Raw genomic sequence first — 23,893 nt, forward strand, 5'->3', positions numbered from 1 at the left:
CCTGCCGCGCCGCCTCAGTCACCGGTCATCGCGGCCAGCGCCGCTTCCACCTCGGCGACCGGCAGGACATCGGCGTATTTCGCCGCCATGGCGTAGAGGTTGGCGAAATGCGGGCTCTCGTGCCGGTCGGCCACCGCCTCCTCCGGCACGATCATGCGGAAGCCGCAGGAGAGGCCGTCCACCACCGTCGCCCGCACGCAGCCCGAGGTCGAGCCGCCGGTGACGATGACGATGTCGATGCGGTGGAATGTCAGCAGCGAGCGGAGATTGGTCTCGAAAAAGGCGGAGGCCATGCGCTTGTTGATGAGGATATCGCCCGGGGCGCGGTCTGCCCGAGGGTCGAGCGCGGCGCGGGGCGAGCCTTCCTTGATGTTCTGCAGGCTGTCCGGCGTGTCGGTGCGGGTGCCCCAGACGCCGCAATCCTCGCCGCTCGGCAGGTAGGCGACATAGGTCCAGACCACGGGAAGGCGCCGCGCGCGGCATAGCGCAGCGAGGCGGTTGATGTGGCCGATCTGGCCGGGATCGGTCTCGTAGGCGGTGACGTAGGTGGCGGGCTGGGTGTAGGCGCATTGCACGTCCACATTGACGAGCGCCGCCCGCCGGCCGAAGCCGAAGCGGGCGCGCTGCTCGGCCCGCAGCGCGGCGTAGAGGGCGCGGGCGCTGCGGCCGTCCTCGATCATCAGGCGGCCTGGGCGACGTGGCGGCGGCTCCGCATCAGCGGCTGGATGCGGGTACCGAATTGCTCCATGCCGATGAGGAAATCGTCGAAGGTCAGCATGACACCCTGCAAGCCGGGGGTTTCGGCCAGCGCGTCGAGCTGCTTCGCCACCGTGGCGTAGGAGCCGATGAGGCGGAGCATGTTGGTCGGCACGCGGTCGGAGCGGACCATGCGGCCGACGGTGCTGTGCGCCTCCGCCTTGACGTCGGCGGCGGCCTGGGCGTCGCGCCAGGCGAGCGCCTCGAGATCGGTGCCGGCGACGTAGTGGTGCCATTTCGCCATCGCCGCTTCGTCGGTCTCGTCGGCGATGACCATCATCAGCAGCATAGCGCCGCATTGCCGGCCGGCGGCGGCGTTGGCGGCGATGAGGCGGTCGGTGTGCTGGCGAACCTGGGAGATGTCGTTGATGCCGCCGGCGCTGATGAAGTTGTAATCGGCGTACTCGGCAGCGAATTGCATGCCGCGATTCGATTGGCCGGCGGAGATGATCTCGATCTTCTTCGTGGGTAGCGGACTGACTCGGCAATCCTCCATGCGGAAGAAATCGCCCTTGAAGTCGGAGCGGCCGGTGGCCCAGAGCTCCTTCATCACCGTCACGTATTCCGAGCAGAACTCGTAGCGCCGCGCGAAATGTGCCTCGCCGGGCCAGATGCCCATCTGCTCGTACTCGGCTTTCTGCCAGCCGGAGACGATGTTCACGCCGAAACGGCCATGGCTGATGCTGTCGATGGTGACGGCCATGCGCGCGAGCACGGCGGGCGGGATGGTCAGCACCGCGACCGAGGCGAAGAGCTTGATGCGGCTCGTCACCGCCGCCAGCCCGGCCATCAGGCTGAAGCTCTCGAGATTGTGGTCCCAGTATTCGCTGGGGCCGCCGAAGCCGCGCAGCTTGATCATCGAGAGGGCGAATTCGAAGCCGTATTTCTCAGCCTTCTCGGCCACCTTTCGGTTGAGGCCGAAGCTCGGCATATACTGTGGCGAGGTGCTGGAGATCAGCCAGCCATTATTGCCGATGGGCAGGAAAACGCCGACATCCATGAGGCTCGCTCCGCTTCGGGTGGCGGACATGCTAGCGGCGGTTGGACAAGGGATGCAGGGGGCAGGCGCCGGGAAAAGCGGCAGCTAAGGCGGGTGGCGCAATCGCAATGGGCAAAGGCGGTGCGACGCTGCCCATCGTGGCGGCAGGCGGCGGTCATTCCGCATTTGTCAGCGGCCGCCAGGCGCGTGCCCCACGAGGAAGCCTTGCCGATGGTCGATGTGGCAGCTTTTGCCCGCGCGGCCTGATCAGATGCGATGGTGCGGTGCAGCATGGGGTGCTAACCCCTCGACCATGCCGCGCGTCACGCCTCTCTTCGTCCTGGTCCTCGCCGCCATGTCGGCCTTCGGGCCGCTGTCCACGGACATGTACCTGCCGGCTTTCCCGGCCATCGCCGCCGGCCTCGGGACGGATGCGACGCATGTGCAGACGACGCTGGCGAGCTTCTTCGCCGGGATGTCGCTGGCGCAGCTCGCCTTCGGCCCGCTGACGGACCGCTTCGGGCGGCGGCTGCCGTTGCTGGCGGGGCTTGGCATCTTCGTCCTCGGCTCCATCGGCTGCGGGCTGACCGGGGAGGTCGGCTGGCTGGCGGTGTGGCGCTTCATCCAGGGGCTCGGCGGCTGCGCCGGGATGGTGACCGCGCGAGCCATCGTGCGCGACGTGACGGAAGGGACGGAGACGATCCGGCTGATGTCGCGCCTCATGCTGGTGGTGACGCTGGCGCCGATCCTGGCGCCCTCGCTGGGTGGGGTGCTGCTCGGCTGGGGAGGGTGGCGGGCGATCTTCTGGGCGCTGGTGGCCTATGGGCTCGCCCTCGCCCTCGTGGTAGGGCTGGTGCTGCCGGAGACGCTGCCGCCCGAGCGGCGGCGGCGCGAGGGGCTGGCCGGGGTGCTGATGGTCTATGCGCGGATGCTCGGCACGCGGCGCTTCATGGGGCTGGTGCTGTCGGGGGTGCTGCCGATGGGCGGGCTGTTCGCCTATATCACCGGCTCGCCCTTCGTCTTCATGGAGCTGCATGGCATCGCGCCGGGGCAGTACGGGCTGCTCTTCGGGGCGAATGCGCTCGGCATCATGGGCGTCTCGCAGTTGAATGCGATGCTGTCGCAGCGGCATCCGCCGGAGCGGGTGCTGCTTTGGGGGCTTTGCGCCATGGCGGGGGCGGGCGTCGCAATGGCGGCGCTGTCGGGGACGGGGAGCTTCTGGGGCATCGCCATTCCGCTCTTCGTCTATGTCGCCAGCATCGGCATGGTGATGCCGATCGCCGCGGCGCTGGCCATGGCCTCGCAGGGGCGCGCGGCGGGGAGCGCCTCGGCCTTGATTGGGACGCTGCAATTCGGTGGCGGCGCATTGACCGGTGCGCTGGTGGGGGCGCTCTACAACGGGACGGCGGTGCCGATGGCCGTGGTGATGGCGCTCGCCGCGCTGGCGGGGCTGGCGAGCCGGCTAGTCCTGGTGCGTTGAGGGCGGGGCCTGGATGAGGGCGCCGTACCAGCCGAGGCCGCGATAGGTCTCGTAGCCGGGGGTGCAGTGGAAGCCGATGGCGCGGCCCTCGGCATCGCGGTAGGCGCCGGCCTCGCGGCCGCCATGGGCGAGCCGGATGGTCTCGGTCAGCACGCCGCCGCCGGAGGACGAGGCCAGCACGCGGCCGGTCGCGTCGAGCAGCAGGACGCGGGTGCGGGCGCGTTCGGCGGGGGAGAGGCGGACGCCGCGCACCACTGCCTCGGCCTGCGGGGCCCAGTCGAAATGGATGCCGAGCACGCCGATCGGCCGGCCATGGGTGGCGCCGCCCTCGCGCACCGCCGCGGCATAGGTGGCGACCGGCGCGTCACCGAGCGGGGCGCAGCGGGCGATGTCGGTGACGGCGTAGTCCTCGCCGCTCGCCGTCTCCAGCGCGGCGCGGAACCAGGGCGCGGCGCCGGCGGCATGGCCGCGCACATCGGGGTAGCGGCCCGGCCGGCCATGGGCGATGACGCGGCCGGAGAGGTCGCAGAGCCAGAGGTCGAGATAGACGGTATAGGCCGAGAGGATGACGCCGAGCCGCGCCTCGGCATAGGCGAGGCGCGGCGGGGAGGGGTCCGCCGCGGCATCGACCACGGCGGCGTCGGTCGCCCACCAGCGGACGTCGCAGCTGCGCTCATAGAGGTTGCGGTCGATGATCTCGATGGCGTTCAGCGCCAGGTCGGTCAGGCGCTGGCCGCCGACCTCCTCGGCCATGCGGGCGCCGATGCGGCGGAGGGCGGCGAAGGCGCCGCGCAACTCGCCATCCATCTCGGCGGCAAGGCGGGCGACCTCGGCGGCGACGGATTTCACCTCGCCGGCGACGACGCCGAAGCCGCGGCCCTGCTCGCCGGCACGCGCGGCCTCAATGGTGGCGTTCAGCGCCAGGATGCGGGTCTGGCCGGTGATCGACTGGATGGCGCGGACCTTGCCCGCCGCCAGCGCCTCCGCCTGCTCGGCGAGGGCCAGCACGCGCTCGGGCGTGGCGGCCTCCCCGGTGACCTGCATTCCATCCATCGCGGCATTCCCGATTCCTGCCGCGGAGTATCGCTTCTGGCTGGTTAACACCCGGTTTCAGCCGCCACGGGCCTGGGCGCGGAGGATGTGCTTCTGGATCTTGCCGGTGCTGGTGCGCGGCAACTCGGTGAAGAGGACGGATTTCGGCGCCTTGAAGCCGGCCATGCGCTCGCGGCAATGGGCGATCAGCTCGGCCTCGGTCGCGGTGGCACCGGGCTTCAGCTCGACGAAGGCGCAGGGCACCTCGCCCCATTTGTCGTCGGGCCGGGCGACCACCGCGGCGAGGGCGACGGCGGGGTGCTTGTAGAGCGCGTCCTCCACCTCGATCGAGGAGATGTTCTCGCCGCCGGAGATGATGATGTCCTTCGAGCGGTCGCGGAGCTGGATGTAGCCGTCCGGATACTTCACCGCGAGGTCGCCGGTGTGGAACCAGCCGCCGGCGAAGGCGGCCTCGGTCGCGGCGCGGTCCTTGAAGTAGCCCTTCATCACGACGTTGCCGCGCATCATCACCTCGCCCATCGTCGTGCCATCGGCGGGGACGGGCTGCATCGTCGCCGGGTCGAGCACGTCGAGGGATTCGAGGGCGAGGTAGCGGACGCCCTGGCGGGCCATCAGCCGGGCCTGATTGGGGGCTGGGAGCGAATCCCAGGCGCGGTTCCACTCGTTGACGACCGAAGGACCGTAGCATTCGGTGAGGCCGTAGACGTGGAGGACGGCGAAGCCCGCCTCGCGCATACGGCCGAGAACCGCCTCAGGCGGCGGCGCGCCGGCGGTAACGAATTCCACCTGGTGGGGGAGGGGGCGTTTCTCGGACTCGGGCGTGTCGAGCAGCGTCGCCATGACGACGGGGGCGCCGCACATATGGGTCACGCCATGCTCGGCCATCAGCGCCCACATCGCCGGGCCGCGCACGGCGCGGAGGCAGACATGCGTGCCGGCGACGGCGCAGACCGTCCAGGGGAAGCACCAGCCGTTGCAGTGGAACATCGGCAGGGTCCAGAGATACACCGGGTGCCGGGCCATGCTGGCGGAGAGGACGTTGCCGGTGGCAAGAAGCTGCGCGCCGCGATGGTGGTAGACGACGCCTTTCGGCCGGCCGGTGGTGCCGGAGGTGTAGTTGAGGGCGATGGCGTCCCACTCGTCGGCGGGCATGGCCCAGGCGAAGGCCGGGTCGCCCTCGGCCAGCAGAGCCTCGTAGTCGAGGCCGCCGAGGGTCTCGGCGCGGGCGCCACCGGGGGCTTCCGGATCGTCGATCTCGATGACGAGGGGGCTGGCGCCGCTCATGGCGAGCGCGGCGCGGAGGACGGGGGTGAATTCGCGGTCCACCAGGATCGCCTTCGCCTCGCCGTGCTGCAGGATGTAGCCGATGGTGTCGGCGTCGAGCCGGGTGTTGATGGTGTTGAGCACGGCGCCGGCCATCGGCACGCCGTAATGCGCCTCGACCATCGCCGGGATATTGGGCAGCAGCGCCGCCACCGTGTCGCCGCGGCCGATGCCGCGTGCGGCGAGCGCGGAGGCGAGGCGGACGGCGCGGTCGCGCAGATCGCGATAGCTCCGGCGCAGCGCGCCGTGGATGACGGCGGTGTGGTCGGGGAAGGTGGCCGCGGCGCGCTCGAGGAAGAGCAGCGGCGTCAGCGGCTGGTGGTTGGCGGGGCGGCGCTCCAGCCCGGTCTCGTAATCTGCGGCGGCCATCGGGCGGTCCTCCTCAGCGATGGCGCCATTCGGCGGGGCGCTTGCCGAGGAAGGCGCCGATGCCCTCCGCCGCATCCTCGGCGAGCAGGTTCTCGACCATCACCTGGCCGGCGGCTGCATAGGCTTCGGCGAGAGGGAGGGCAGTCTGGGCGTTGAAGCCGCGCTTGCCCATCCGCAGCGCGACGGAGGAGCGGGCGGCGATACGCTGTGCCAAGTCGAGCCCGGCGTCGAGCGCGGTGCCGGCGGGGACGACGCGGTTGACGAGGCCCATGCGGTGCGCTTCCGCCGCCGGGACCATCTCGCCGAGGAGGAGCATCTCCATCGCCGCCTTGCGCGGCACGGCGCGGGCCAGCGCCACGCCCGGGGTGGAGCAGAACAGGCCGATATCGACGCCGGGGGTGCAGAATTTCGCCCGCTCCGAGGCGACGAGGAGGTCGCAGCTGGCGGCAAGCTGGCAGCCGGCGGCGGTGGCGACGCCCTCGACCGCGGCGACGACCGGCTGGGGGAGGGTGACGACGCGCTGCATCACGGCGGAGCAGGCGGCCATGGTCTCGGCGAAGAATGCGGTGCCGCAATCCGGCTCGGCGCGGCGGGCGGTGATCTCCTTCAGGTCGTGGCCGGCGGAGAAGGCGGGGCCCTCGGCCGCGAGGACGACGCAGCGGATGCGCTCATCCTCCGCGACCTCGTCGAGCGCCGATTGCAGCGCGGCCAGCATGGCGCGCGAGAGGCTGTTGCGGGCCGCCGGGCGGTCGAGGGTGATGATGGCGACGGCGCCTTCGTCGCGCCGCGTCACCGGGGGCGTGTTGTCGCCCGTATTGGCCATCGCTGCCTCCCTGACAATGCCGGGAATATTGCCAGGGAGGGCGGCGGCGGCAAGGGCCGGTCAGACCGGCGTGAACATGGTCGCCGGCGGGCTGTCGCCCGTGGTCGGCTTGAACACCACTTTCACCTTCTGGCCGATCTTCACCTCGTCCAGATCGCAATCGACGATGTTGGTGAAGACGCGGACGCCCTCGTCCAGCTCGACATAGGCGACGCAGTAGGGCTCCTTCGTCCGCATCACCGTGAAGGTGTAGACCGTGCCGGTGCCCTTGGCCTCCACCAGCTCGACATTGTTCGAGAGGGTGAAGGGGGAGCAGCCGCGCGGATACCAGAAATGCTTGCCGGTATCCTTGCAGAGCCCAATCAGCATGCGGCCCTCACGGGCGGCGTCGAAATAGGGCTTGTTGGTCGGGTCCACCGCGATGGCGGGGAGGGCGCGGTTGGAGGCAGGGGTTGCCATGGGTGATTACTCCCGCTCGAGGATGACGGTGGCGCTGCCATGACGGGTGCCGAGCAGGCCGCCCGTGCCATGGGCCAGCGCGAGCGTGCAGCCGGGGACCTGGACCTTGGGGTGTGCCTCGCCGCGGAGCTGGCGCACCGCCTCGATCACCTTGGTCATGCCGCCGCGATTGGCCGGGTGGTTGTTGCAGAGCCCGCCACCATCGGTGTTGAAGGGCAGCTTGCCGACGCCGGAGATCAGGTTGCCGTCGGCGACGAATTTGCCGCCCTGGCCCTTCTCGCAGAAGCCGAGATCCTCGAGCTGCATCAGCACCGTGATGGTGAAGCTGTCGTAGATCGAGGCGTACTGGATGTCCTTCGGGGTGACGCCGGCCTCCTCGAAGGCGCGCGGGCCGGACCAGCGGGCGCCGGAATAGGTGAGGTCGGTGTAGCCGGCATTCTGGTTCTTGGTCGCCTCGCCATGGCCGCGCACCTTGACCAGCGGGCGCTTCAGCAATTTGGCGATCTCCGGCTTGGCGAGGATGAGGGCGCCGCCGCCGTCCGAGATGACGCAGCAGTCGAGGCGGTGCAGCGGGTCGGAGACCATCGGGGAGTTCACGACATCCTCGACGGTGACCACCTTGCGGAGCATCGCGTGCTCGTTCCATTGGGCATGGTGGCTGGCCGCCACCTTGATCCAGGCGAGTTGCTCCGAGGTCGTGCCGAACTCGTACATGTGCCGCATGGCGCACATCGCATAGGCATTGGCGACGGTGCGGCCGTAGGGAATCTCGAAGGGATCGTCGGGTACGTTGACGCCCCAGCTGCGCGGCGCCGTGCCGGTGGCCATCGCCTCGGCGCGGGGGCGGCCGGCCAGCGTGACGAGGGCGATGTCGCAGAGGCCCATGGAAATGGCCTCGGCCGCATGCCCGACATGCATGACATAGGAGCTGCCGCCGACATCCGTGCTGTCGAAATGCCGGAGCTTCGTCAGGCCGAGATAATCCGCCATGTTCAGCGGGCCGAGGCCCGGGGCGGCGCCGGTGCAGAAGAAGCCGTCGACATCGTCCTTGGTGAGGCCGGCATCCTGCAGGGCGCCATAGGCGACCTCGGCGTGGAGCTGCGCCACGGACTTATCGTCCGCCTTGCGGGTCGGGTGCTCGAAGGCCCCGACGATATAGGCCTTGCCGTTGATGCTCATGGGGCTGGACGCCCTCCCTCTTTGATCGATAGCTGGCTTACCGTTCTCCGAAGCAGCCGCCGCGTCAAGCCGCGGCGCGCATCCTCAGACCACGCTGGTCAGCCCCCCGTCCACATAGAGCAGGTGGCCGTTGACATAGGCCGAGGCGTCGGAGGCGAGGAAGATGGCCGCGCCGACCAGCTCCGGCAGCTCGCCCCAGCGGCCGGCGGGGGTGCGCTTGCAGAGCCAGTCGTCGAATTCGCGGTTGGCGCGGAGCGGGGCGGTCAGCTCGGTACTGAAATAGCCAGGCGCGATGCCGTTGGCCTGGATGCCGTGCTTCGCCCAGTCGGCGCACATCGCCTTGGTGAGCATCCCCAGCGCGCCTTTGGTGGCGGTGTAGGGGCCCGTGCCGGGGCGGCCGAGCATGCTCATCACCGAGCAGGTGTTGACGATCTTGCCGCGGCCGCGCGGGATCATCCGCTTCGCCACGGCGCGGGCGCAGTAGAAGGCGCTGTCGAGGTTGGTGGACATCACCGCGCGCCAGGTCTCGTCCGGCATCTCGTCGAGCGGGCCGCGGAGATTGACCCCGGCGTTGTTGAACAGGATGTCGATCGGCCCCGTCTCCGCCTCGATCCGCGCAATGCCGGCCTCGACCGCCGCCGGGTCGGTCACGTCGAAGGCGGCGGTTTCGGCCTGGAGGCCGTCGGCGCGGAGGCTGGCGGCGGCGCGCTCCAGCTTTGCCGCGTCGCGCCCGTTCAGGACCACCCGGGCGCCCGCCTCCGCCACGCCTCGTGCCAGGGCCAGGCCGATTCCCTGGCTGGAGCCGGTAACCAGCGCCAGCCGGCCGGAGAGGTCGAAGAGCTTGAGCGACATGGTCCCATCCCCTAACAGCAGGCCGGACAGTTGCAGGGGAGGCGCAGTTGGACAAGCCGGAGCTTCTGGTGATGGGCGTCCTGCCGGATTGGGACCTGGAGCCCATGGCCGAGCGCTACACCCTCCGCCTGCTCTACGAGGCCAAGGACGAGGCTGCCTTCATCGCCGAGCATGGCGCGGCGATCCGCGGCATCGTGACCAAGGGCGAGATCGGTGCCTCGGCGGCGCTGATGGATCAGTTGCCGCGGCTCGAGATTGTCGCCTGCTACGGCGTGGGCGTGGATGCCATCGACCGGGCTTATTGCGCGAAGCGCGGCATTCCGGTGACCAACACGCCGGACGTGCTGACCGAGGATGTGGCGGACCTTGCCTTCGCCCTGCTGCTCGCTGCCGCCCGGCGCATTCCGGCCGCCGATGCCTGGGTGCGGGACGGGTCCTGGGTGCGCGAGGGCTCGATGCCGCTGACCACGCGGGTCTGGGGCAAGCGGATGGGCATCGTCGGGCTCGGGCGGATCGGCTCGGCGGTGGCGAAGCGGGCCGAGGGGTTCGGGATGGCGATCAGCTACAGCGGCCGCTCGCCGAAGCCGGGGGTGCCCTATGCCTTCCATCCGAGCCCGGCGGCGCTGGCGCCGGAGGTCGATATCCTTGTCTGCTGCGCCATGGGCGGGCCGACAACGCAGGGGTTGATCGACCGGGCGACGATCGAGGCGCTGCGGCCGGGGGCGATCTTCGTCAATGTCAGCCGCGGCTCGGTGGTGGATGAGACGGCTCTGCTGGAGGCGCTGCGCAGCCGGCGCATCGCGGCGGCCGGGCTCGACGTGTTCTGGAACGAGCCGGCGATCGACGCGGAATTCGCCAGCTTCCCGCATGTCGTCCTCGCCCCGCATGCGGCGAGCGGCACGGTGGAAACCCGCCGTGCCATGGGTGCGCTGATGCAGGAGAACCTGGCCGCGCATTTCGCCGGCCGGCCCCTGCCGACGGAGATCAGGCCGTGAAGTCGGTCGTCATCCACGCCCCGAAGGATCTTCGCGTCGAGGAGCGCGAGGCGGGGGCGCCGGGCCCAGGCCAGGTCGCCATCCGCATCAAGGCAGGGGGCATCTGCGGCTCCGACCTGCATTACTACCTGCATGGCGGGTTCGGCGCCGTCAGGCTGCGCGAGCCGATGGTGCTCGGGCACGAGATCGCCGGCGTGATCGAGGCGCTGGGGGAGGGGGTGCAGGGACTCTCGCCGGGCCAGGCCGTCGCGGTCAATCCGAGCCTGCCCTGCGGCGCCTGCCGGCAATGCCTGGCGGGGCGGCCGAACCACTGCCTGGAGATGCGCTTCTACGGCAGCGCGATGCGGATGCCGCATGTGCAAGGCGGCTTCTCCGAGCGCCTGGTCTGCGAGGCGGCGCGCGCGGTGCCGCTGCCGGAGGGGATGACGCCGGAGCTTGCCGCCTTCGCCGAGCCGCTCGCCGTCTGCCTGCATGCCGGGCGGCAGGCGGGGCCGATGCTGGGCGCGCGGGTGCTGGTGACGGGGGCGGGGCCGATCGGCAATCTTGCCATCGCGGTTGCCCGCCATGCCGGGGCGCGGGAGGTGGTGGTGACGGACCTCCATTCCACCCCGCTGCTGACGGCGCGGCGCATGGGGGCGGACCGCACGCTCTCGATGAGTGAGGACCCGGACGGGCTGCTGCCCTATACGCTCGACAAGGGGCATTTCGACGTGGTCTTCGAGGCCTCGGGCAGCGGGGCGGCGCTGGCCTCGGCGATCCAGGCGGCGCGGCCGGGGGCTGTGATCGTGCAGTTGGGCCTCGGCGGGGATGTCGGCCTGCCGCTCTCGGCGCTCGTGGCGAAGGAGGTGTCGCTGCGCGGCACCTTCCGCTTCCATGAGGAATTCGCCCTTGCCGTCGATGTGCTGGCGCGTGGCGACATCGATCCGACGCCGCTGCTGACGGCGACGGTGCCGGTGACAGAGGCCGTATCCGCCTTCGAGCTTGCGGCGGACAAGAGCCGGGCAATGAAGGTGCAACTCGCCTTTTGATTTGGTTGGTGCGGCGGGTTGATTCCCGGCCGCGCCCGTCGCAGTCTTCGGACCAAGCCGAAGAAGGATGGTCCGGGACGATGCGAGCCCTCGTACTCCGCCAGCATGGCGACCTCGATGTGCTGGCGCTGGAGAGCGATTATCCGACGCCCCAGGCGGTGCCGGGGCATGTCGTCATCCGCGTCCGCGCCTCATCCTTCAACTATCATGACGTCTTCACCGTGAAGGGCATGCCGGGCATCAAGGTGCCGATGCCGGTCGTCATCGGCCTCGACATGGCGGGTGAGATCGCCGAGGTCGGGCCGGAGGTGCAGGGTTGGGCCGCCGGTGACAGGGTGCTGGTCAATCCCATCAACAAGAAGAAGGGTTTGATGGGCGAGATGCTGGATGGCGGCATGGCGGAGTACTGCCTCGTCGCCGCCGACCAGCTGATCCGCCTGCCGGAAGGCGTCAGCTTCGAGCAGGCGGCGGCGCTGCCGGTCGCCTACGGCACGGCGCACCGGATGATCGTGACGCACAAGACGATCAAGGCGGGAGACAACGTGCTGATCCTTGGCGCCTCGGGCGGCGTCGGCACGGGATGCGTGCTGCTGGCGAAGCAGCTGGGCGCCTATGTGGTGGCCGCCGCCGGCGGCGAGGAGAAGTGCCGGCGCATGCTGGAGATCGGCGCCGACGAGGCGATCGATTACCAGAAGGTCGATTTCTCCAAATGGGCGATCGAGCGCTTTGGCAAGCCGCAGCGGCGGAGCTACGAGGGCGGCGTCGATGTCCTCATCAACTACACCGGGGGCGAGACCTGGGGGCCGGGCCTGCGCTGCGTGAAGCGGGGCGGCAAGATCCTGGTCTGCGGCGCGACGGCGGGCTTCGACCCGAAGGAGGATCTGCGCTTCATCTGGACCTTCGAGTTGCAGGTGATCGGCAGCAACAGCTTCTACAACGAGGATTTCACCTCGCTGATGGGGATGATCCAGCAGGGGAAGATGAATCCCGTCATCGACAAGGTGCTGCCGCTGGAGCAGGCGGCGGAGGGGCTGGCGCTCATCCGCGACCGGCGCGTGATGGGCAAGGTGGTGGTGACGCCATGACGCTGGAGGAAGTGCAGGCGCTCGTCACCCGTGCGCCCTATCACCAGTGGCTCGGGCTGAAGGTGGTCTCCTTCGGCGGGGGCGAGATCGAGATCCGCGCCACCTGGCGCGAGGAATGGGTGGTGAACCCGGACCGGCGCTATACCCATGGCGGCATCCTCGCAGCGCTCGTGGACCTCGCCGCCGACTGGGCGCTCGGTGCGGAGCTGGGGCGGGGCATCCCGACCGTGGACATGAGGGTCGACTACCATCGGCCGGCCATGCCGGGCGACCTGATCTGCAAGGGGAAGATCGTGCGGCAGGGCGGGATGTTCTCGGTCGCCGAGGCGTCGATCTTCGACCTCGACGGCAAGCTCTGCGCCTCGGGCCGCGGCGTCTACCTCACCGCCCCGCCGAAGTGACCGGCTTCCGCAATCTCGGCGCGCTGATCGACCCGGCCGCCGACGCGGACAAGACGGCGCTTATCGACCTTTCAACCGGCGAGGCGCGCCACATCAGCTACGCCGCGCTCGATGCGATGAGCAATGCGGTGGCGCGCGGGCTGCTGCGACGGGGACTGAAGCGGGGTGACCGGGTCGGCATCCTGGCCGCGAATTCGGCGGAATTCCTGGCGGCGTTGAACGGTGCGATGCGGGCGGGGCTTGTCGCCGTGCCGGTCAACTGGCGCTTCCCGAAGGCGACGCTCGACTACGTGCTGGAGAACAGCGGCGCGAGCCTCGTCTTCATCGACGAGGCACGGCGCGGGGCGGTGTCGGGCGGCATCGTCCTGGGCGGGGCGGAGTGGGAGGCGCTGCTCGACCCCGGGCCCTTCGAGGCGGTGGTGCCGGAGCCGGCGGAGGCGGCGCTGTTCCTCTATACCTCGGGCTCGACGGGCAGGCCGAAGGGCGTGGTGCTGTCGCACCAGTCGCATCTCTGGGTTGTGGAACAGCGGCTGGCCGGTGCCGACATGCGGCAGGAGCGGGCGTTGATCGCAGCGCCGCTCTACCACATGAATGGCCTTGCCCTGGCGCAGCTGGCGAGCGCGGCGCACATCACCGTGGTGCTGCTGCCGCAGTTCGAGGCGCGGGCCTATATCCGCGCGATCGGCGAGCATCGCGCCACCTGGATCACCGGCGTGCCGCCGATGATGGCGATGCTGCTGCAGGAACGCGAGTTGCTGGCGTCGACGGATACCTCCTGCGTGCGGCATGTGCGCTGCGGCTCGGCGCCGACCTCGCCGGCGCTGCTGGCGGCGATCAGGGCGGCCTTTCCGCAGGCACGCTTCATCAACGGCTATGGCACGACGGAATGCGGGCCGGTGGTCTTCGGGCCGCATCCCGACGGCATCCCGACGCCGCCGCTCTCGGTCGGGTATCCGCATCCGGCGGTGGAGCTTCGCCTCAACGCGCAGGGTGTACTGGAGCAGAAATGCCCCGGCATGATGAATGGCTACTGGAACCGGCCGGACCTCAGGGCGCCGGTCACGCCGGATGGGTTCTACGTCACCGGCGATGTTTTCTCGGTCGACGAGAATGGGTTCTTCACCGTGGTTGGCCGTGTCGACGACATGTTCATCTCGGGTGGGGAGAACATCTTCCCGAGCGAGGTGGAGAAGGTGCTGGAGACGCACCCTGCCGTCGAGCAATCGGCCGTCATCCCCGTGCCGGATGACATCAAGGGCACCAAGCCGGTCGCCTTCGTCGTCCGTAAAACGGGCGCACAGGTGGATGAGGCGGCGCTGAAGGCGCATTCCCTCGCCCATGCGCCGGCCTATATGCACCCGCGGCGCATCTGGTTCGTGGAGGCGCTGCCGCTGATGGGAACCAACAAGATCGACAAGGCGCAGCTCGCCGCCTGGGCGCGCGAGGGCCTCGCACAAGGGTAGGAAACGGCCGTCGCTCCAGCCGGGAGGATGACGACCTTGAAGAGACGCATGTTGTTCGCCCTCGCCGCCGCGCCTGCCCTGGCGCAGGCGGCGAACCTGCCGGACCATCCGGTGGTGATGATCGTACCCTATGCTCCGGGCGGCTCGGCCGATGTGCTGGCGCGCGCCATCGCCCCGGCCATGGGCGAGGCGCTGGGGCAATCCGTGGTGGTAGAGCTGCGGCCGGGAGCCGGGGGGAATATCGGCGCGGCGCATGTGGCGGAGGGGGCTCGGGCGGATGGCACGACGCTGCTCTTCGCTTCAATCTCGCTCTCGACCGCGCCGGCCTTGCAAAGGCTGAGCTTCGACCCGCTGCGCGACCTGGTGCCGGTGGCAGGGCTGGGTGCCATCCCGAGCCTGATGGTCGTCTCGCCCGAGAGCCCGTATCGCAGCCTGGCCGATGTGTTGGCGGCGGCGCGGGCACGGCCGGGGGCGATCACCTATGGCTCCTCCGGGCCGGGGACGGGGAGTCACCTCGCCGGGGCGCTGCTGGCGGCGCAGGCGGGGGTGGAGCTGACGCATGTGCCTTATCGCGGCTCCGGCGCGGTCTATCCGGACCTGATCGCGCGCAGGATCGACATCCTGCTCGACGTCATGGGCAGCTCGGCCGGGCAGGTGACGGCGGGGGCGGTGCGGGCGCTGGCGATCAGCGCGGCGGCGCGCGCGCCGGCCTTCCCGGCGGTGCCGACCATCGCCGAATCGGGGGTGCCGGGCTTCGAATTCCTCACCTGGTTCGGCTTCTTCGTCCGCAGCGGCACGCCGGAGCCGGCGCGGCGGGCGCTGGAGGCGGCGCTGCTTCGGGCCTTCGCCGCGCCCGCGGTGCAGGAGAGGCTGCAGCAGGCGAGCGCGGTGCCGCTGCCGGCGCCGGGCGCCGAGTTCGGCCGCTGGTATGCTGGCGAGGTGGCTCGTTGGCAGGGGCTGGTGCGGGAGGGCAAGCTGGCGCGGATCGAGTGAGGCGCCGCACCCCATGCCCATCCCCGACCATGTCCGCGACCATGCCGGGCTGATCCTGGCCGATACGCTCGGCGCCATCCTCGCCGGGCAGGCGCAGCCGGAGGTGCGCGCGATGGCCGAGCGGCATGCCGGCGTGGGCGTGCCGCTGCTCGGGACGCGGCTCGCGGCGCCGGCGCCGATGGCGGCCTTCCTCACCGGCTTCGCGGGGACGGCGGTGGAGCTGGACGAGGGAAATTACCCGGCGGGCGGGCATCCGGCGATCCATGCGGTGGCGCCGGCGCTCGCCGAGGCGGCGGCGCGGGAGACATCGGGCGAGGCGCTGCTGGGTGCAGTCATCGCCGGGTATGAGGCGGGCTCGCGGGTGGGCCATGCGATGCGGCTGCGGCCGGCGGCGCATCCGCATGGGACCTGGGGGGTGGTCGGCGCGGCGGCGGCCGTTGCCAGCTTGCGCGGGTATGATGCGGGGCGGGTGCGGGCGGCGCTGGAGCTGGCGGCGAGCCTCGGCCTGGCGACGAGCGCGACGGCCTCGCTGCGGGGTGGCTCGGTGCGCAATGTCTATGCGGCGGCGGCGGCGCAGAACGGGCTGCTGGCGGTCGATCTGCTGGAGGCGGGGGTGACGGGGGAGCCGGGCGGCACCGCCATCGTGTTCGGCGAGGTGGTGGGCTCGGCTTTCGATTCAGCCGCTTATGAGGCGGCGAAGGGACGCTGGTTCATCCTCGAGAGCTTCCTCAAGCAGGCAAGCTGCTGCCGCGAGACGCAGGGGGCGCTGGAGGCCATAGAGCTTCTGCTGGCGGAGGCGCCGGTCGATCCCCAGGATGTCGCAGGGATCGAGGTGGCGACCTTCGCTTCCGCCGCGCTGCTGGCGGAGCGGGCGCCGGTGGCGCCGATCGCGGGGCGGTTCTCCATCCCCTTCACCGTGGCGACGCGGATGCTGCGGGGGCATGCCTGGATCGAGGCCTTCTCGGCCGAGGCCATTGCCGACCCGGCGACGCGGGCGCTGGCGGCGAAGGTAAGGGTGGTCGAGGAGCCGGACTATACGGCGCGGTTGCCGGCGGAGCGGCTGTGCCGGCTGACGCTGCGGCTGCGGGACGGCAACCTGCGGGAGCGGGTGGTATGCGGGACGCCGGGTGACCCGGACCGGCCGCTGCCGGAGGCGGCGCTGCAGGAGAAATTCCGCCGCAGCGTGGAGCCGACGCATGGCGCGCGCTGGGCGGGGATGTGGGAGATGGCGCGGCATCCGGAGCGCATCGGCGCCGTGGCGGCGCTGTTCGGCGCCTTCCGGCCGTGACGGGCGGCCCGCCGTGCCGGCTCGGGCCCGATGACGCCGCCGCCTTCCGGGCGCTGCGGCTGGAGGCGCTGCAGCGGCACCCGGAGGTCTTCGCCGCGGACTTCGCCGAGGAAGCGGCGCGGCCGCTCGATTGGTTCGCGGAGCGGCTGGCGGCGAACGAGGTCTTTGCCACGGCAGGGCCGGATGGGGCGCTGCTCGGCATGGCGGGGCTGATGCGCCATGCGACGGCCAAGCTGCGGCACAAGGCGGTGCTCTGGGGCGTCTATGTCCGGGAAGAGGCGCGCGGCACCGGGCTCGGCCCCGCGCTGGTTGGGGCGGCTCTGGCGGCGGCGCGCGGCAGCATCGAGGAGGTGCGCCTCACCGTCACAGCCGGCAACGAGGCGGCGATCCGCCTCTACGAAGGGTTTGGCTTCCGCGCCTATGGTCTGGAGGAACGGGCGCTGCGCGTCGCCGGGCGCGACTATGACGACGTGCTGATGGCGCTGCGGCTGGGCTGAGCGCTGGCCTCCATCTCGCGCCTGATGCGTACGGCCTCGCTCGACTCGTCGATGGCGACATCGGCCCAGCCGACCGTCGCCCCGCGCGGCACCTTCCGCTTCAGCCGCACGCCATGGGCCAGGCCGATAGGCAGCGCGCCGAGGGCGAGGGAGCGTTCGGCGGGGAGGCATTTGCCCCAGACCATGGCGCCGCCCTCGCCGTCCAGCACCTCGCCCTCGGCGAGGTCGCGCTTGGCCGTCGCCGCGACATCGCCGCGCCAGGCTTCGGGGGCACCGGTCGGTTCGCGGCGGAGCGCGGCGGAGGCGATGCTGACGCCGAGTTCCAGCCCGATCAGGTGGTAGGGCCGCCAGAGCGCGGCGAAGCGGCCGGAGGGGTCGCAGTGCACGCCGTACTCCGAGAAGCAGCGGCGGATGTAGTCGGTCTCGCCCTCGAAGACGGCGTAGACGCCCCAACGGAGGTCATTGAGGACCTGGCGGCCGTCACGCTCGAGGGAGGAGATCACCTCGACGACGCCGCCGGCGCCGGCGAAGACGCGGGGCAGGTCCTGGGTGCCGCAGGGTGGGAAGCGCAACCCGTCCTCGGGCGGGGCGAGGCCGGTGGCATTGGCGATGGCCGCCATCTCGATGCCCGACTTGGTCCCGTCGAGGAAGGAGTTGAACATCTGCGGGTTCATCCCGCCGAGCCGCGCCTGCTCCTCGGTCAGGCCGTAATGGCCCCATACCGTCTCCGGCGTGCTCTCGTGATAGGCGGGGAGGTACTTGGTGCCCTTGCCGGCGGCGGTGACGGGCAGGCCCATGGCGCGGATGGTGTCCACCAGTTCGCAGACCAGGGCGGGCTGGTCGCCATAGGCGAGCGAATAGACGACGCCGGCCTGCCGGGCGCGGGCGGCGAGCAGCGGGCCGGCGAGAACATCGGCCTCCACATTGACCATGACGATGTGCTTGCCGTGGGCGATGGCGGCGAGGGCATGGCGGATGCCAGCCGCCGGATGGCCGGTGCATTCGACGATGACCTCGATGCGCGGCTCGGCCATCAGCGCCATCGCATCCTCGGTGAGGTGGGTGCCGCCAGTGGCGAGCGCGGCATCGAGCGAGGCGGGGGCATGGCGCTCCGCCTCCCAGCCGATGCGGGCGAGGGCGTCGCGGGTGCGGGGGAGGGAGAGGTCGGCGATGCCGGCGACCTGGATGCCCGGCATCCGTACCGCCATGGCGAGAAACATCGAGCCGAATTTCCCGGCGCCGATGACCCCGACGGTGACGGGCCGGCCCTCGGCCGCGCGGCGGCGCAGCATGGCGTGCAGGTTCATGGCCGGTTCCTCCGATTCTTCGGTCGGGGAGGCTAGCGCTTGACGCCGCCCCCGCGCCACCTGAGCCTCGCCGCGAAAGCGGACAAGGGAGGGCAGTACCATGCGCGTCGGGGTGATCGGTCTGGGCAGCATGGGCATGGGCGCCGCCCTCAGCCTGGTGAAGGCGGGGGGGATGCAGGTCGCGGGCGTCGATCCGCGCGAGACGGCGCGGGCGGAATTCGCGGCGGCCGGGGGCATTGCCGCAGCCCGCGCGGCCGATGTGCCGGAGGGGACGGAGGCCGTGCTCGTTCTCGTCGTCAACGCGCAGCAGGCGGAGGCGGCGCTGTTCGGGCCGGATGGCGCCGCGCCGCGGCTGGCGCCCGGGGCGGTGCTCATCGTCTCCTCGACCATGGCGCCGGAGGATGCGCGGCGGCTCGCGGCCAAGGCCGAAGCGATGGGCTTCCTCTATGTCGATGCGCCGGTCTCGGGCGGCGCGGTCGGGGCGCGGGCCGGGGCGATGACGGTGATGGCCTCGGGCAGCCAGACGGCGATGGCGAAGGCGGCGCCGGTCTTCGCGGCCGTGGCCAAGAAGGTCTGGACCCTCGGCGAGGCGCCCGGCCTCGGCAGCACGATGAAGGTGGTGCACCAGCTGCTGGCCGGGGTGCACATCGCCGTCGCGGCGGAGGCGATGGCGCTCGGCATCAAGTCGGGGATCGAGCCGCAGGCACTGTTCGACGTGGTGACCAATGCGGCGGGCAATTCCTGGATGTTCGAGAACCGCATGCCGCATGTGCTGGAGGGCGACGAGGCGCCGCGCTCGGCGGTCGACATCTTCGTCAAGGATCTTGGGCTGGTGACGCAGCTGGCGCGCGAGGTGGCCTTCCCGGCGCCGCTGGCGGCGCAGGCGCAGCAGCTCTTCATCTCGGCGAGCGCGCAGGGGCATGGCGGCAAGGACGATGCCTTCGTCATCCGGGCCTACCAGGCCTTGACCGGGATCAGGTTGCCGAAGGAAGGTTAGGGAACGTCCCGCGAACATTAACCCTTGATTCAAGGTTCGGTATTTGTTCTCATTGGCCTATGCCGATAATCGATCCGCTGGACCCAAACCACATCCCTCCGCCGCCGGGCCGCCCGAAGCCAGGGCCGGTGGCGGGGGGCATCCGTATCACCGTGGTCGGCCTCGGGCCGCTGCAGGAGGCCTGCCTCGCCGGCATGCTGGCGCTGGCGCTCTCCTGGGTCTCGGCCGAATTGCTGCTCCGGGTGGAAGCGGGGCGCGAGGCGGCGCCGCGGGCGATCCTTTCCGCCGCGCTGCAACCCTAAATTGCTCACTGCATCGCGTGTAGGAGCAGCGGCAGTATTGATCCATCACGACGCCCACAAAGGCCGTTCCTGGCCTGAATTGGTAGCATCGTGAGGTACAGCATTGCAGTTGAATGTCCTGCTCCGCGGCCAGTCCAACGCCCAGCTCATGGGCGATTACAATGGCGGCGCCCAGGCGATGGTGAACAGGGTCGAGGAATTGCTCGGCTTCGACGGCACCACCGATAAGGTACAACTGGAATATTCCAGCCAAGGTCGCGGCGGGAATACCGTGTTCAGCGGCACCTCGCTGCTTGGCGACTGGCTGAAGCCCGGCCCGGGGGATGAGGGCTGGGCCACCGGCAGGCTGGAGCAGAGGCTGCTCGACTATGTCGGCCATCTGCCGGCGGCGCAGAAGGCGGAGCCGACCGCCGTCGTCTGGTTCCACAGCGAGTATGACAGCCGGGATGCCGGTCTGACCCCGGCCGAGTGGGAGGGCGCGGTGCGCGGCGAGGCCGCGCAGCTCCGCGCCGCCTATGGCCAGGATGCTGCGGCGCTGTCCTACCACTTCGTCAGCGCCATTCCCTATTCCGATGGGAGCGATGCCGGCCACCAGGCGATCCGCATCGGCATGGAGGAGCTGGCGGCCGACCCGGGTTTCAACGCCCGCATCGGCGCCCGCCTGCTGGACACCGATATGAGCTTCAACAACCTCGACGGGAACTCGAAGACCCGGGACTATGGCGGGCCGCACCAGTCCAACCCGGACGAGATGCAGACTGGCGAGCGCCTCGCTCTCTCCCTCGCGCAGGAATGGGCTGCCTATGCGAAGCCCGGCTCGCCGGTCGCGCTGGCCGGCGGCCAGATCGACGACCTCGGTCCGCAGGTGGTGCAGGCGAGCCGCGTCGGCGACCATCAGCTGGCCCTGACCGTGGCGCATGACGCGGCGCAGGCCCTCGCCCCGCTCGACGCCGATGCCGCGCAGGGCACCGGCTGGACCGTGATCGGCGATGCCGGGGGGGCGAAGCTCGAAGCGCGCGCGGTGACGCTCACCGGCCCGGATACGCTGGTGCTCGACTTCGCCGCGTCGCTGCCGGCCGATGCGCGGCTCTACTACGGCTACGGGTACGGCCGGCTGGCCGGGGAGGATGGCAGCGGCCATGGCCATGCCGTCTATGACAACCAGGGCATGCCGATCTGGGCCGATGCGCGCGGCCTCGCGGCGGATGGCGTCATTCATGCGCCGGTCGCGGCTTCGGCCACCCTCCAGGGCGGCGACGGGGCGGATCAATGGGTGGTGGCGCCCGGCGCCGGCGGCGCGACTGTCGTGGGTTTCACCCCGGGGGTGGATCATCTGATCTTCACCGGGATCCCTGCAGAGAGCCTCGCCGTCACGCCGGCTGCGGAGGGCGGCCTCCTAATCGTCTTCGACGCCGCCGGGCACAACTTGGCGCTACCCGGCGTCTCGGCGCTGGCGCCGGGCGACATTCTTTTCGCCTGAGCCTAGCGATCTTCGCGCTTCGCTAACCATCGCGGCGGCAGATTGGCGGCGCCCCAGAATGGAGCCGCCGCGTGAACGCCATGACCGAGACCGGGCTGTTCCCCGCCATGAGCGCGGAGGAGCAGGCCCTGCTCGCCGCCGCCGCCGCCGGCCGGCGCGTCGGGCTGGAATTCGGTTGCGGCGGCAGCACCGGGCTGTTGCTCGCCACCGGCCTTCCCAGCCTGCTCTCCATCGACAGCGACCGCGCCTGGCTCGAGCGCGTCGCCGCCGCCAATGCCTGCGCCATGGGCGAAGGCCGGCTGCGCCTGCTGCATGTCGATCTCGGCCCGACCGGGCCCTGGGGCTATCCCATCGATGCCGCCAGCCTGCCGCGCTGGCCCGCCTATTGGCGCGACCCCTGGGAGGCTGCCGGCGAGGTCGATTTCGTGCTGGTCGACGGGCGATTCCGCGTTGGCAGGGCGGCCGCGGCTTGCGTCGGGCGCGCTGCTGCTGGTGCACGATTTCTGGGACCGCGCCGTCTACCGCGCCCCGCTGCTTCGCCATTTCGACCTGGCGGGCAGTGCCGGCACCCTGGCCTTGCTGACGCCGAAACCGATGCCCGACCCGGCGATGCTTTCGGTCGACCTCATTGCCCATGCCTTCGACCCTGGGTGAGGCGTGTAATTTCGGCTCGCGCCTTAACCGCCTTTTCACTCCCGAGGTGGAGACTGTTCGCATGGTCCCGGACGAGCCGGGCCAGCGACCAGAGGGAAAACCCGCATGCCGCTGAATTCCGTCATCACCAACGCCGGCGCCCAGGTAGCGCTGGCCTCCTTCAACAAGACCGCCGAAGCGCTCACCGTGACGCAGAAGCGGATCTCCACCGGCTATCGCGTCGCCGACGGGAAGGATGACGGCGCCGCCTTCGCCGTCGCCGAGCGCGTGCGCGGCGAGATCGCGGCGAACACCTCGGCCAATGAGCAGCTCGGCGGCGCCAAGGGGCTGATCGACGTCACTTCGGCCAGCCTGCAGAACGTCGCCAATACCCTGCAGAAGCTGCAGACGGTGACGGTGAAGCTGGCCGACGGCACCATCTCCGGCGAGCAGCGGACGCAGTATCAGAACCAGGCGAAGGAACTGACGAACAACATCAAGTCCTTCATCAAGGACGCGACCTACAACGGCACCAACGTGCTGGACGATCCGGGCACCCTCGCCAACCAGGTGGTGCGCAACGGCAAGGGTGAGACCTACAGCTTCAGCGGCTACAAGGCGATCACCGGCATCTTCAACGAGGACTCCGCAGCCAATACCTGGTCGCGGGCCGATGCCTCCAACGCGCTGACCAAGTCCGGCAAGATTTCGACGGCCATCACCAACACGCTCAGCCAGCTGAACAATTTTGGCAGCTACTCCAACTTCATCGATAGCCAGATCAACTACAACAAGTCGAAGATGGACGCGCAGCAGGCCGGCATCGGCGCGCTGGTCGATGCCGACCTGGCGAAGGAATCGGCGACGCTGCAATCGCTGCAAATTCGCCAGCAGCTCGGCACGCAGGCGCTGTCGATCGCCAATCAGGCGCCGCAGACGCTGCTGAGCCTGTTCCGCTAAGGCGGCGGCCGAGGCCGGCAGGAGGCCGGCCCGTGGCTGAGGCCGCGCACCCCTCCAGGAAGGAATGCTGCGCATGAACCCCGAGACCGAGACCCAAGCCAATCGCGGCGCCGCCGCCTATCGCCGCCGCCTGTCGACGCGGCAGATGGAGGCCGAGGTCTTCGCCCGCGCCAACCGCGCCATCCGCGAGAGCCACGATGGTGGCCCGCTCGCCCGCGCCCGCGCCGTCGCCGACAACCGCCGGCTCTGGGATGCCGTGCAGGCCGCGGTGGTCGACCCGGGCAACGCCCTGCCAACCGAGCTGCGCGCCAGCATCGCCGGCGTCGCCATGGCGGTGCTGCGCGAATGTGGGACGGAGCAGCCCGATCTCGACTTCATCGCCGAGATGAACGACCACTTTGCCGCCGCGCTCTGGCGCTGAGGAGAGGAATGCGATGACCATTCCCGCCGCGCCCGATGCGTTGCTTGGTGCCCGCCTCCATGCCGGCGCCCGCCAGTTGCTGCAGGATCGCCGGCCGGAGGAGGCGCTGCCGATGCTCGACCGGCTCGCCCGGCTGCCCGGGCTGGCCGCGGCCGCCGCACTGATGCGGGCGGAGGCGCTCGCCACGCTGGAGCGCCTGCCGGAGGCCGAGACGGCGGCTGATCAGGCCCTCGCCGCAGATCCCGAATGGTCTGCTGCGCGGCAGATCCGCGCCCGCATCCGTCTTGCCCGCGGCGAGGTGAAGCAGGGCATCGACGATGCCGCAGCGGCGGTGATGGCAACGCCCTGGGACCCCGCAGCGAAGGCGCTGCTCGGTACCGCCCTGCTCGAGATCCGCTGCTTTGACGAGGCGATCTGGTTTCTGAACGAGGCGATAAGCTTGAGTTTGCACATGCTGTGACGATCTCGTCATGATGCATGGATCCAGAAAAAGCCCTCGGCGGCGATAAAGGCGAGAGCGTCGTCGAGCGGCATGACCTCGCGGCCGAACGGGCCCGGGTTGCCCCAAGCCTCGCGGCGCCACCAGAGAACCTGAACTCTGTCACCCTGGCCGGTTAGGCGCAGCCGGGCGACAGGTCCGCCGGTGCGCTGGCTGTAGAGCGTGTAGCCCCTGTTGGCGCGCACCACCTCGATGCCACCGCGCCCGGCTGGCCAGGGGTAGGCCTCGATCCGGGCGCGCAGGTCATCTGGGGTGCTGGCCATGAGCCTTC

The 23,893-nt window shown here is 70.4% G+C and carries 27 protein-coding genes; 16 read left to right on the forward strand and 11 right to left on the reverse strand.

Annotated features, from left to right (window positions below; translation table 11 throughout):
* Positions 1-14: 14 nt before the first annotated feature.
* Both EP26_RS20830 and rutA read right to left on the reverse strand, forming a co-directional pair.
* Complete coding sequence (locus EP26_RS20830; protein WP_043341507.1) at positions 15-680, reverse strand: isochorismatase family protein; 666 nt, start codon at positions 678-680, stop codon at positions 15-17.
* A complete protein-coding gene (rutA, locus tag EP26_RS20835; protein WP_043341509.1) occupies positions 680-1,756 on the reverse strand; it encodes a pyrimidine utilization protein A in 1,077 nt (358 codons plus the stop codon). The genes EP26_RS20830 and rutA overlap by 1 nt, the downstream gene beginning before the upstream one ends.
* Positions 1,757-2,048: 292 nt before the next feature.
* Here rutA and EP26_RS20840 point away from each other — a divergent pair, with 292 nt between their 5' ends.
* Positions 2,049-3,215 (forward strand): multidrug effflux MFS transporter, encoded by a 1,167-nt coding sequence (locus tag EP26_RS20840; RefSeq protein ID WP_043341512.1) that lies wholly within the window; start codon positions 2,049-2,051, stop codon positions 3,213-3,215.
* Here the strand turns inward: EP26_RS20840 and EP26_RS38210 are convergent.
* From EP26_RS38210 to EP26_RS20870, 6 genes are all read right to left on the reverse strand, one after another.
* Positions 3,198-4,268, reverse strand: a complete 1,071-nt coding sequence (locus tag EP26_RS38210; RefSeq protein WP_052389447.1) for a cache domain-containing protein — start codon at positions 4,266-4,268, stop codon at positions 3,198-3,200. The genes EP26_RS20840 and EP26_RS38210 overlap by 18 nt on opposite strands.
* Before the next feature lie 57 nt (positions 4,269-4,325).
* Positions 4,326-5,960 carry an acyl-CoA synthetase gene (locus EP26_RS20850; RefSeq protein ID WP_043341514.1) on the reverse strand — a complete coding sequence of 545 codons (1,635 nt, stop codon included), beginning with the start codon at positions 5,958-5,960 and terminating at the stop codon, positions 4,326-4,328.
* Positions 5,961-5,973: 13 nt separating this feature from the next.
* The gene (locus EP26_RS20855) at positions 5,974-6,783 is read right to left on the reverse strand and encodes an enoyl-CoA hydratase (RefSeq protein WP_043341515.1); all 810 of its coding nucleotides are present in this window, start codon (positions 6,781-6,783) and stop codon (positions 5,974-5,976) included.
* Positions 6,784-6,843: 60 nt separating this feature from the next.
* The gene (locus tag EP26_RS20860; protein WP_043341516.1) at positions 6,844-7,242 is read right to left on the reverse strand and encodes a Zn-ribbon domain-containing OB-fold protein; all 399 of its coding nucleotides are present in this window, start codon (positions 7,240-7,242) and stop codon (positions 6,844-6,846) included.
* A gap of 6 nt (positions 7,243-7,248) precedes the next feature.
* The gene (locus EP26_RS20865) at positions 7,249-8,421 is read right to left on the reverse strand and encodes a thiolase domain-containing protein (protein WP_043341517.1); all 1,173 of its coding nucleotides are present in this window, start codon (positions 8,419-8,421) and stop codon (positions 7,249-7,251) included.
* An 84-nt stretch (positions 8,422-8,505) separates the two neighbouring features.
* A complete protein-coding gene (locus tag EP26_RS20870; RefSeq protein WP_043341518.1) occupies positions 8,506-9,273 on the reverse strand; it encodes an SDR family oxidoreductase in 768 nt (255 codons plus the stop codon).
* 47 nt (positions 9,274-9,320) lie between these two features.
* Here EP26_RS20870 and EP26_RS20875 point away from each other — a divergent pair, with 47 nt between their 5' ends.
* The 8 genes from EP26_RS20875 to EP26_RS20910 all read left to right on the forward strand — a co-directional run bounded on the left by EP26_RS20875 (position 9,321) and on the right by EP26_RS20910 (position 17,023).
* Entirely contained in the window at positions 9,321-10,268 is a 948-nt protein-coding gene (locus EP26_RS20875; RefSeq protein WP_043341519.1) for a 2-hydroxyacid dehydrogenase, read from the forward strand.
* Positions 10,265-11,296, forward strand: a complete 1,032-nt coding sequence (locus EP26_RS20880; protein WP_043341520.1) for an L-idonate 5-dehydrogenase — start codon at positions 10,265-10,267, stop codon at positions 11,294-11,296. Before EP26_RS20875 ends, EP26_RS20880 begins: the two co-directional genes overlap by 4 nt.
* A gap of 80 nt (positions 11,297-11,376) precedes the next feature.
* A complete protein-coding gene (locus EP26_RS20885; RefSeq protein WP_043341521.1) occupies positions 11,377-12,381 on the forward strand; it encodes a zinc-binding dehydrogenase in 1,005 nt (334 codons plus the stop codon).
* A complete protein-coding gene (locus EP26_RS20890) occupies positions 12,378-12,782 on the forward strand; it encodes a PaaI family thioesterase (protein ID WP_043341524.1) in 405 nt (134 codons plus the stop codon). The genes EP26_RS20885 and EP26_RS20890 overlap by 4 nt, the downstream gene beginning before the upstream one ends.
* Complete coding sequence (locus EP26_RS20895; RefSeq protein ID WP_043341525.1) at positions 12,779-14,245, forward strand: class I adenylate-forming enzyme family protein; 1,467 nt, start codon at positions 12,779-12,781, stop codon at positions 14,243-14,245. The genes EP26_RS20890 and EP26_RS20895 overlap by 4 nt, the downstream gene beginning before the upstream one ends.
* Positions 14,246-14,281: 36 nt before the next feature.
* A complete protein-coding gene (locus tag EP26_RS20900; protein WP_169747437.1) occupies positions 14,282-15,238 on the forward strand; it encodes a tripartite tricarboxylate transporter substrate binding protein in 957 nt (318 codons plus the stop codon).
* A 13-nt stretch (positions 15,239-15,251) separates the two neighbouring features.
* Positions 15,252-16,526 carry an MmgE/PrpD family protein gene (locus tag EP26_RS20905; protein ID WP_052389449.1) on the forward strand — a complete coding sequence of 425 codons (1,275 nt, stop codon included), beginning with the start codon at positions 15,252-15,254 and terminating at the stop codon, positions 16,524-16,526.
* The gene (locus EP26_RS20910; RefSeq protein ID WP_043341530.1) at positions 16,523-17,023 is read left to right on the forward strand and encodes a GNAT family N-acetyltransferase; all 501 of its coding nucleotides are present in this window, start codon (positions 16,523-16,525) and stop codon (positions 17,021-17,023) included. The genes EP26_RS20905 and EP26_RS20910 overlap by 4 nt, the downstream gene beginning before the upstream one ends.
* Here EP26_RS20910 and EP26_RS20915 read toward each other — a convergent pair.
* Entirely contained in the window at positions 16,987-18,330 is a 1,344-nt protein-coding gene (locus EP26_RS20915) for an NAD(P)H-dependent oxidoreductase (protein WP_043341531.1), read from the reverse strand. The genes EP26_RS20910 and EP26_RS20915 overlap by 37 nt on opposite strands.
* 100 nt (positions 18,331-18,430) lie before the next feature.
* Between EP26_RS20915 and ltnD the strand changes: the two genes are divergently transcribed.
* The 3 genes from ltnD (at position 18,431) to EP26_RS20930 (ending at position 21,109) form a co-directional block, all read left to right on the forward strand.
* Positions 18,431-19,327, forward strand: a complete 897-nt coding sequence (gene ltnD / locus EP26_RS20920) for an L-threonate dehydrogenase (protein WP_043341532.1) — start codon at positions 18,431-18,433, stop codon at positions 19,325-19,327.
* A 59-nt stretch (positions 19,328-19,386) separates the two neighbouring features.
* Positions 19,387-19,629: a hypothetical protein gene (locus tag EP26_RS20925; RefSeq protein ID WP_043341534.1), complete on the forward strand. Its 243-nt coding sequence runs from the start codon at positions 19,387-19,389 to the stop codon at positions 19,627-19,629.
* 103 nt (positions 19,630-19,732) lie between these two features.
* On the forward strand, positions 19,733-21,109 hold the full coding sequence (locus EP26_RS20930; protein WP_043341537.1) for a hypothetical protein: 1,377 nt from the start codon (positions 19,733-19,735) through the stop codon (positions 21,107-21,109).
* Between the two features lie 2 nt (positions 21,110-21,111).
* On the opposite strand, the gene EP26_RS20935 is transcribed toward EP26_RS20930, so the two are convergent.
* A complete protein-coding gene (locus tag EP26_RS20935) occupies positions 21,112-21,423 on the reverse strand; it encodes a hypothetical protein (protein ID WP_043341538.1) in 312 nt (103 codons plus the stop codon).
* 136 nt (positions 21,424-21,559) lie between these two features.
* Here EP26_RS20935 and EP26_RS20940 point away from each other — a divergent pair, with 136 nt between their 5' ends.
* The 4 genes from EP26_RS20940 (at position 21,560) to EP26_RS20955 (ending at position 23,583) form a co-directional block, all read left to right on the forward strand.
* Positions 21,560-21,763, forward strand: a complete 204-nt coding sequence (locus EP26_RS20940; RefSeq protein WP_043341540.1) for a hypothetical protein — start codon at positions 21,560-21,562, stop codon at positions 21,761-21,763.
* 105 nt (positions 21,764-21,868) lie between these two features.
* Positions 21,869-22,702 carry a flagellin gene (locus EP26_RS20945; RefSeq protein WP_043341544.1) on the forward strand — a complete coding sequence of 278 codons (834 nt, stop codon included), beginning with the start codon at positions 21,869-21,871 and terminating at the stop codon, positions 22,700-22,702.
* Between the two features lie 73 nt (positions 22,703-22,775).
* Positions 22,776-23,123 carry a flagellar biosynthesis regulator FlaF gene (locus EP26_RS32185; protein ID WP_169747438.1) on the forward strand — a complete coding sequence of 116 codons (348 nt, stop codon included), beginning with the start codon at positions 22,776-22,778 and terminating at the stop codon, positions 23,121-23,123.
* 13 nt (positions 23,124-23,136) lie between these two features.
* Entirely contained in the window at positions 23,137-23,583 is a 447-nt protein-coding gene (locus tag EP26_RS20955) for a tetratricopeptide repeat protein (RefSeq protein ID WP_043341545.1), read from the forward strand.
* Positions 23,584-23,591: 8 nt separating this feature from the next.
* Here EP26_RS20955 and EP26_RS36330 read toward each other — a convergent pair.
* On the reverse strand, positions 23,592-23,893 hold a 302-nt coding region (locus tag EP26_RS36330), incomplete at its 5' end, for a hypothetical protein (RefSeq protein ID WP_211259497.1).

It is taken from the genome of Belnapia moabensis DSM 16746 (genome assembly GCF_000745835.1).
GTDB lineage: Bacteria > Pseudomonadota > Alphaproteobacteria > Acetobacterales > Acetobacteraceae > Belnapia > Belnapia moabensis.

Coding starts and splice junctions, on each gene's coding strand:
- EP26_RS20830 (WP_043341507.1), bottom strand. CDS start 680: ATGATCGAGGACGGCCGCAGCGCCCGCGCCCTCTACGCCGCGCTGCGG.
- rutA (WP_043341509.1), bottom strand. CDS start 1,756: ATGGATGTCGGCGTTTTCCTGCCCATCGGCAATAATGGCTGGCTGATC.
- EP26_RS20840 (WP_043341512.1), top strand. CDS start 2,049: ATGCCGCGCGTCACGCCTCTCTTCGTCCTGGTCCTCGCCGCCATGTCG.
- EP26_RS38210 (WP_052389447.1), bottom strand. CDS start 4,268: ATGGATGGAATGCAGGTCACCGGGGAGGCCGCCACGCCCGAGCGCGTG.
- EP26_RS20850 (WP_043341514.1), bottom strand. CDS start 5,960: ATGGCCGCCGCAGATTACGAGACCGGGCTGGAGCGCCGCCCCGCCAAC.
- EP26_RS20855 (WP_043341515.1), bottom strand. CDS start 6,783: ATGGCCAATACGGGCGACAACACGCCCCCGGTGACGCGGCGCGACGAA.
- EP26_RS20860 (WP_043341516.1), bottom strand. CDS start 7,242: ATGGCAACCCCTGCCTCCAACCGCGCCCTCCCCGCCATCGCGGTGGAC.
- EP26_RS20865 (WP_043341517.1), bottom strand. CDS start 8,421: ATGAGCATCAACGGCAAGGCCTATATCGTCGGGGCCTTCGAGCACCCG.
- EP26_RS20870 (WP_043341518.1), bottom strand. CDS start 9,273: ATGTCGCTCAAGCTCTTCGACCTCTCCGGCCGGCTGGCGCTGGTTACC.
- EP26_RS20885 (WP_043341521.1), top strand. CDS start 11,377: ATGCGAGCCCTCGTACTCCGCCAGCATGGCGACCTCGATGTGCTGGCG.
- EP26_RS20890 (WP_043341524.1), top strand. CDS start 12,378: ATGACGCTGGAGGAAGTGCAGGCGCTCGTCACCCGTGCGCCCTATCAC.
- EP26_RS20905 (WP_052389449.1), top strand. CDS start 15,252: ATGCCCATCCCCGACCATGTCCGCGACCATGCCGGGCTGATCCTGGCC.
- EP26_RS20915 (WP_043341531.1), bottom strand. CDS start 18,330: ATGAACCTGCACGCCATGCTGCGCCGCCGCGCGGCCGAGGGCCGGCCC.
- ltnD (WP_043341532.1), top strand. CDS start 18,431: ATGCGCGTCGGGGTGATCGGTCTGGGCAGCATGGGCATGGGCGCCGCC.
- EP26_RS20925 (WP_043341534.1), top strand. CDS start 19,387: ATGCCGATAATCGATCCGCTGGACCCAAACCACATCCCTCCGCCGCCG.
- EP26_RS20935 (WP_043341538.1), bottom strand. CDS start 21,423: ATGCAGCAGGCGCAGCCGGCCTTCGCCCATGGCGCAGGCATTGGCGGC.
- EP26_RS20945 (WP_043341544.1), top strand. CDS start 21,869: ATGCCGCTGAATTCCGTCATCACCAACGCCGGCGCCCAGGTAGCGCTG.
- EP26_RS32185 (WP_169747438.1), top strand. CDS start 22,776: ATGAACCCCGAGACCGAGACCCAAGCCAATCGCGGCGCCGCCGCCTAT.
- EP26_RS20955 (WP_043341545.1), top strand. CDS start 23,137: ATGACCATTCCCGCCGCGCCCGATGCGTTGCTTGGTGCCCGCCTCCAT.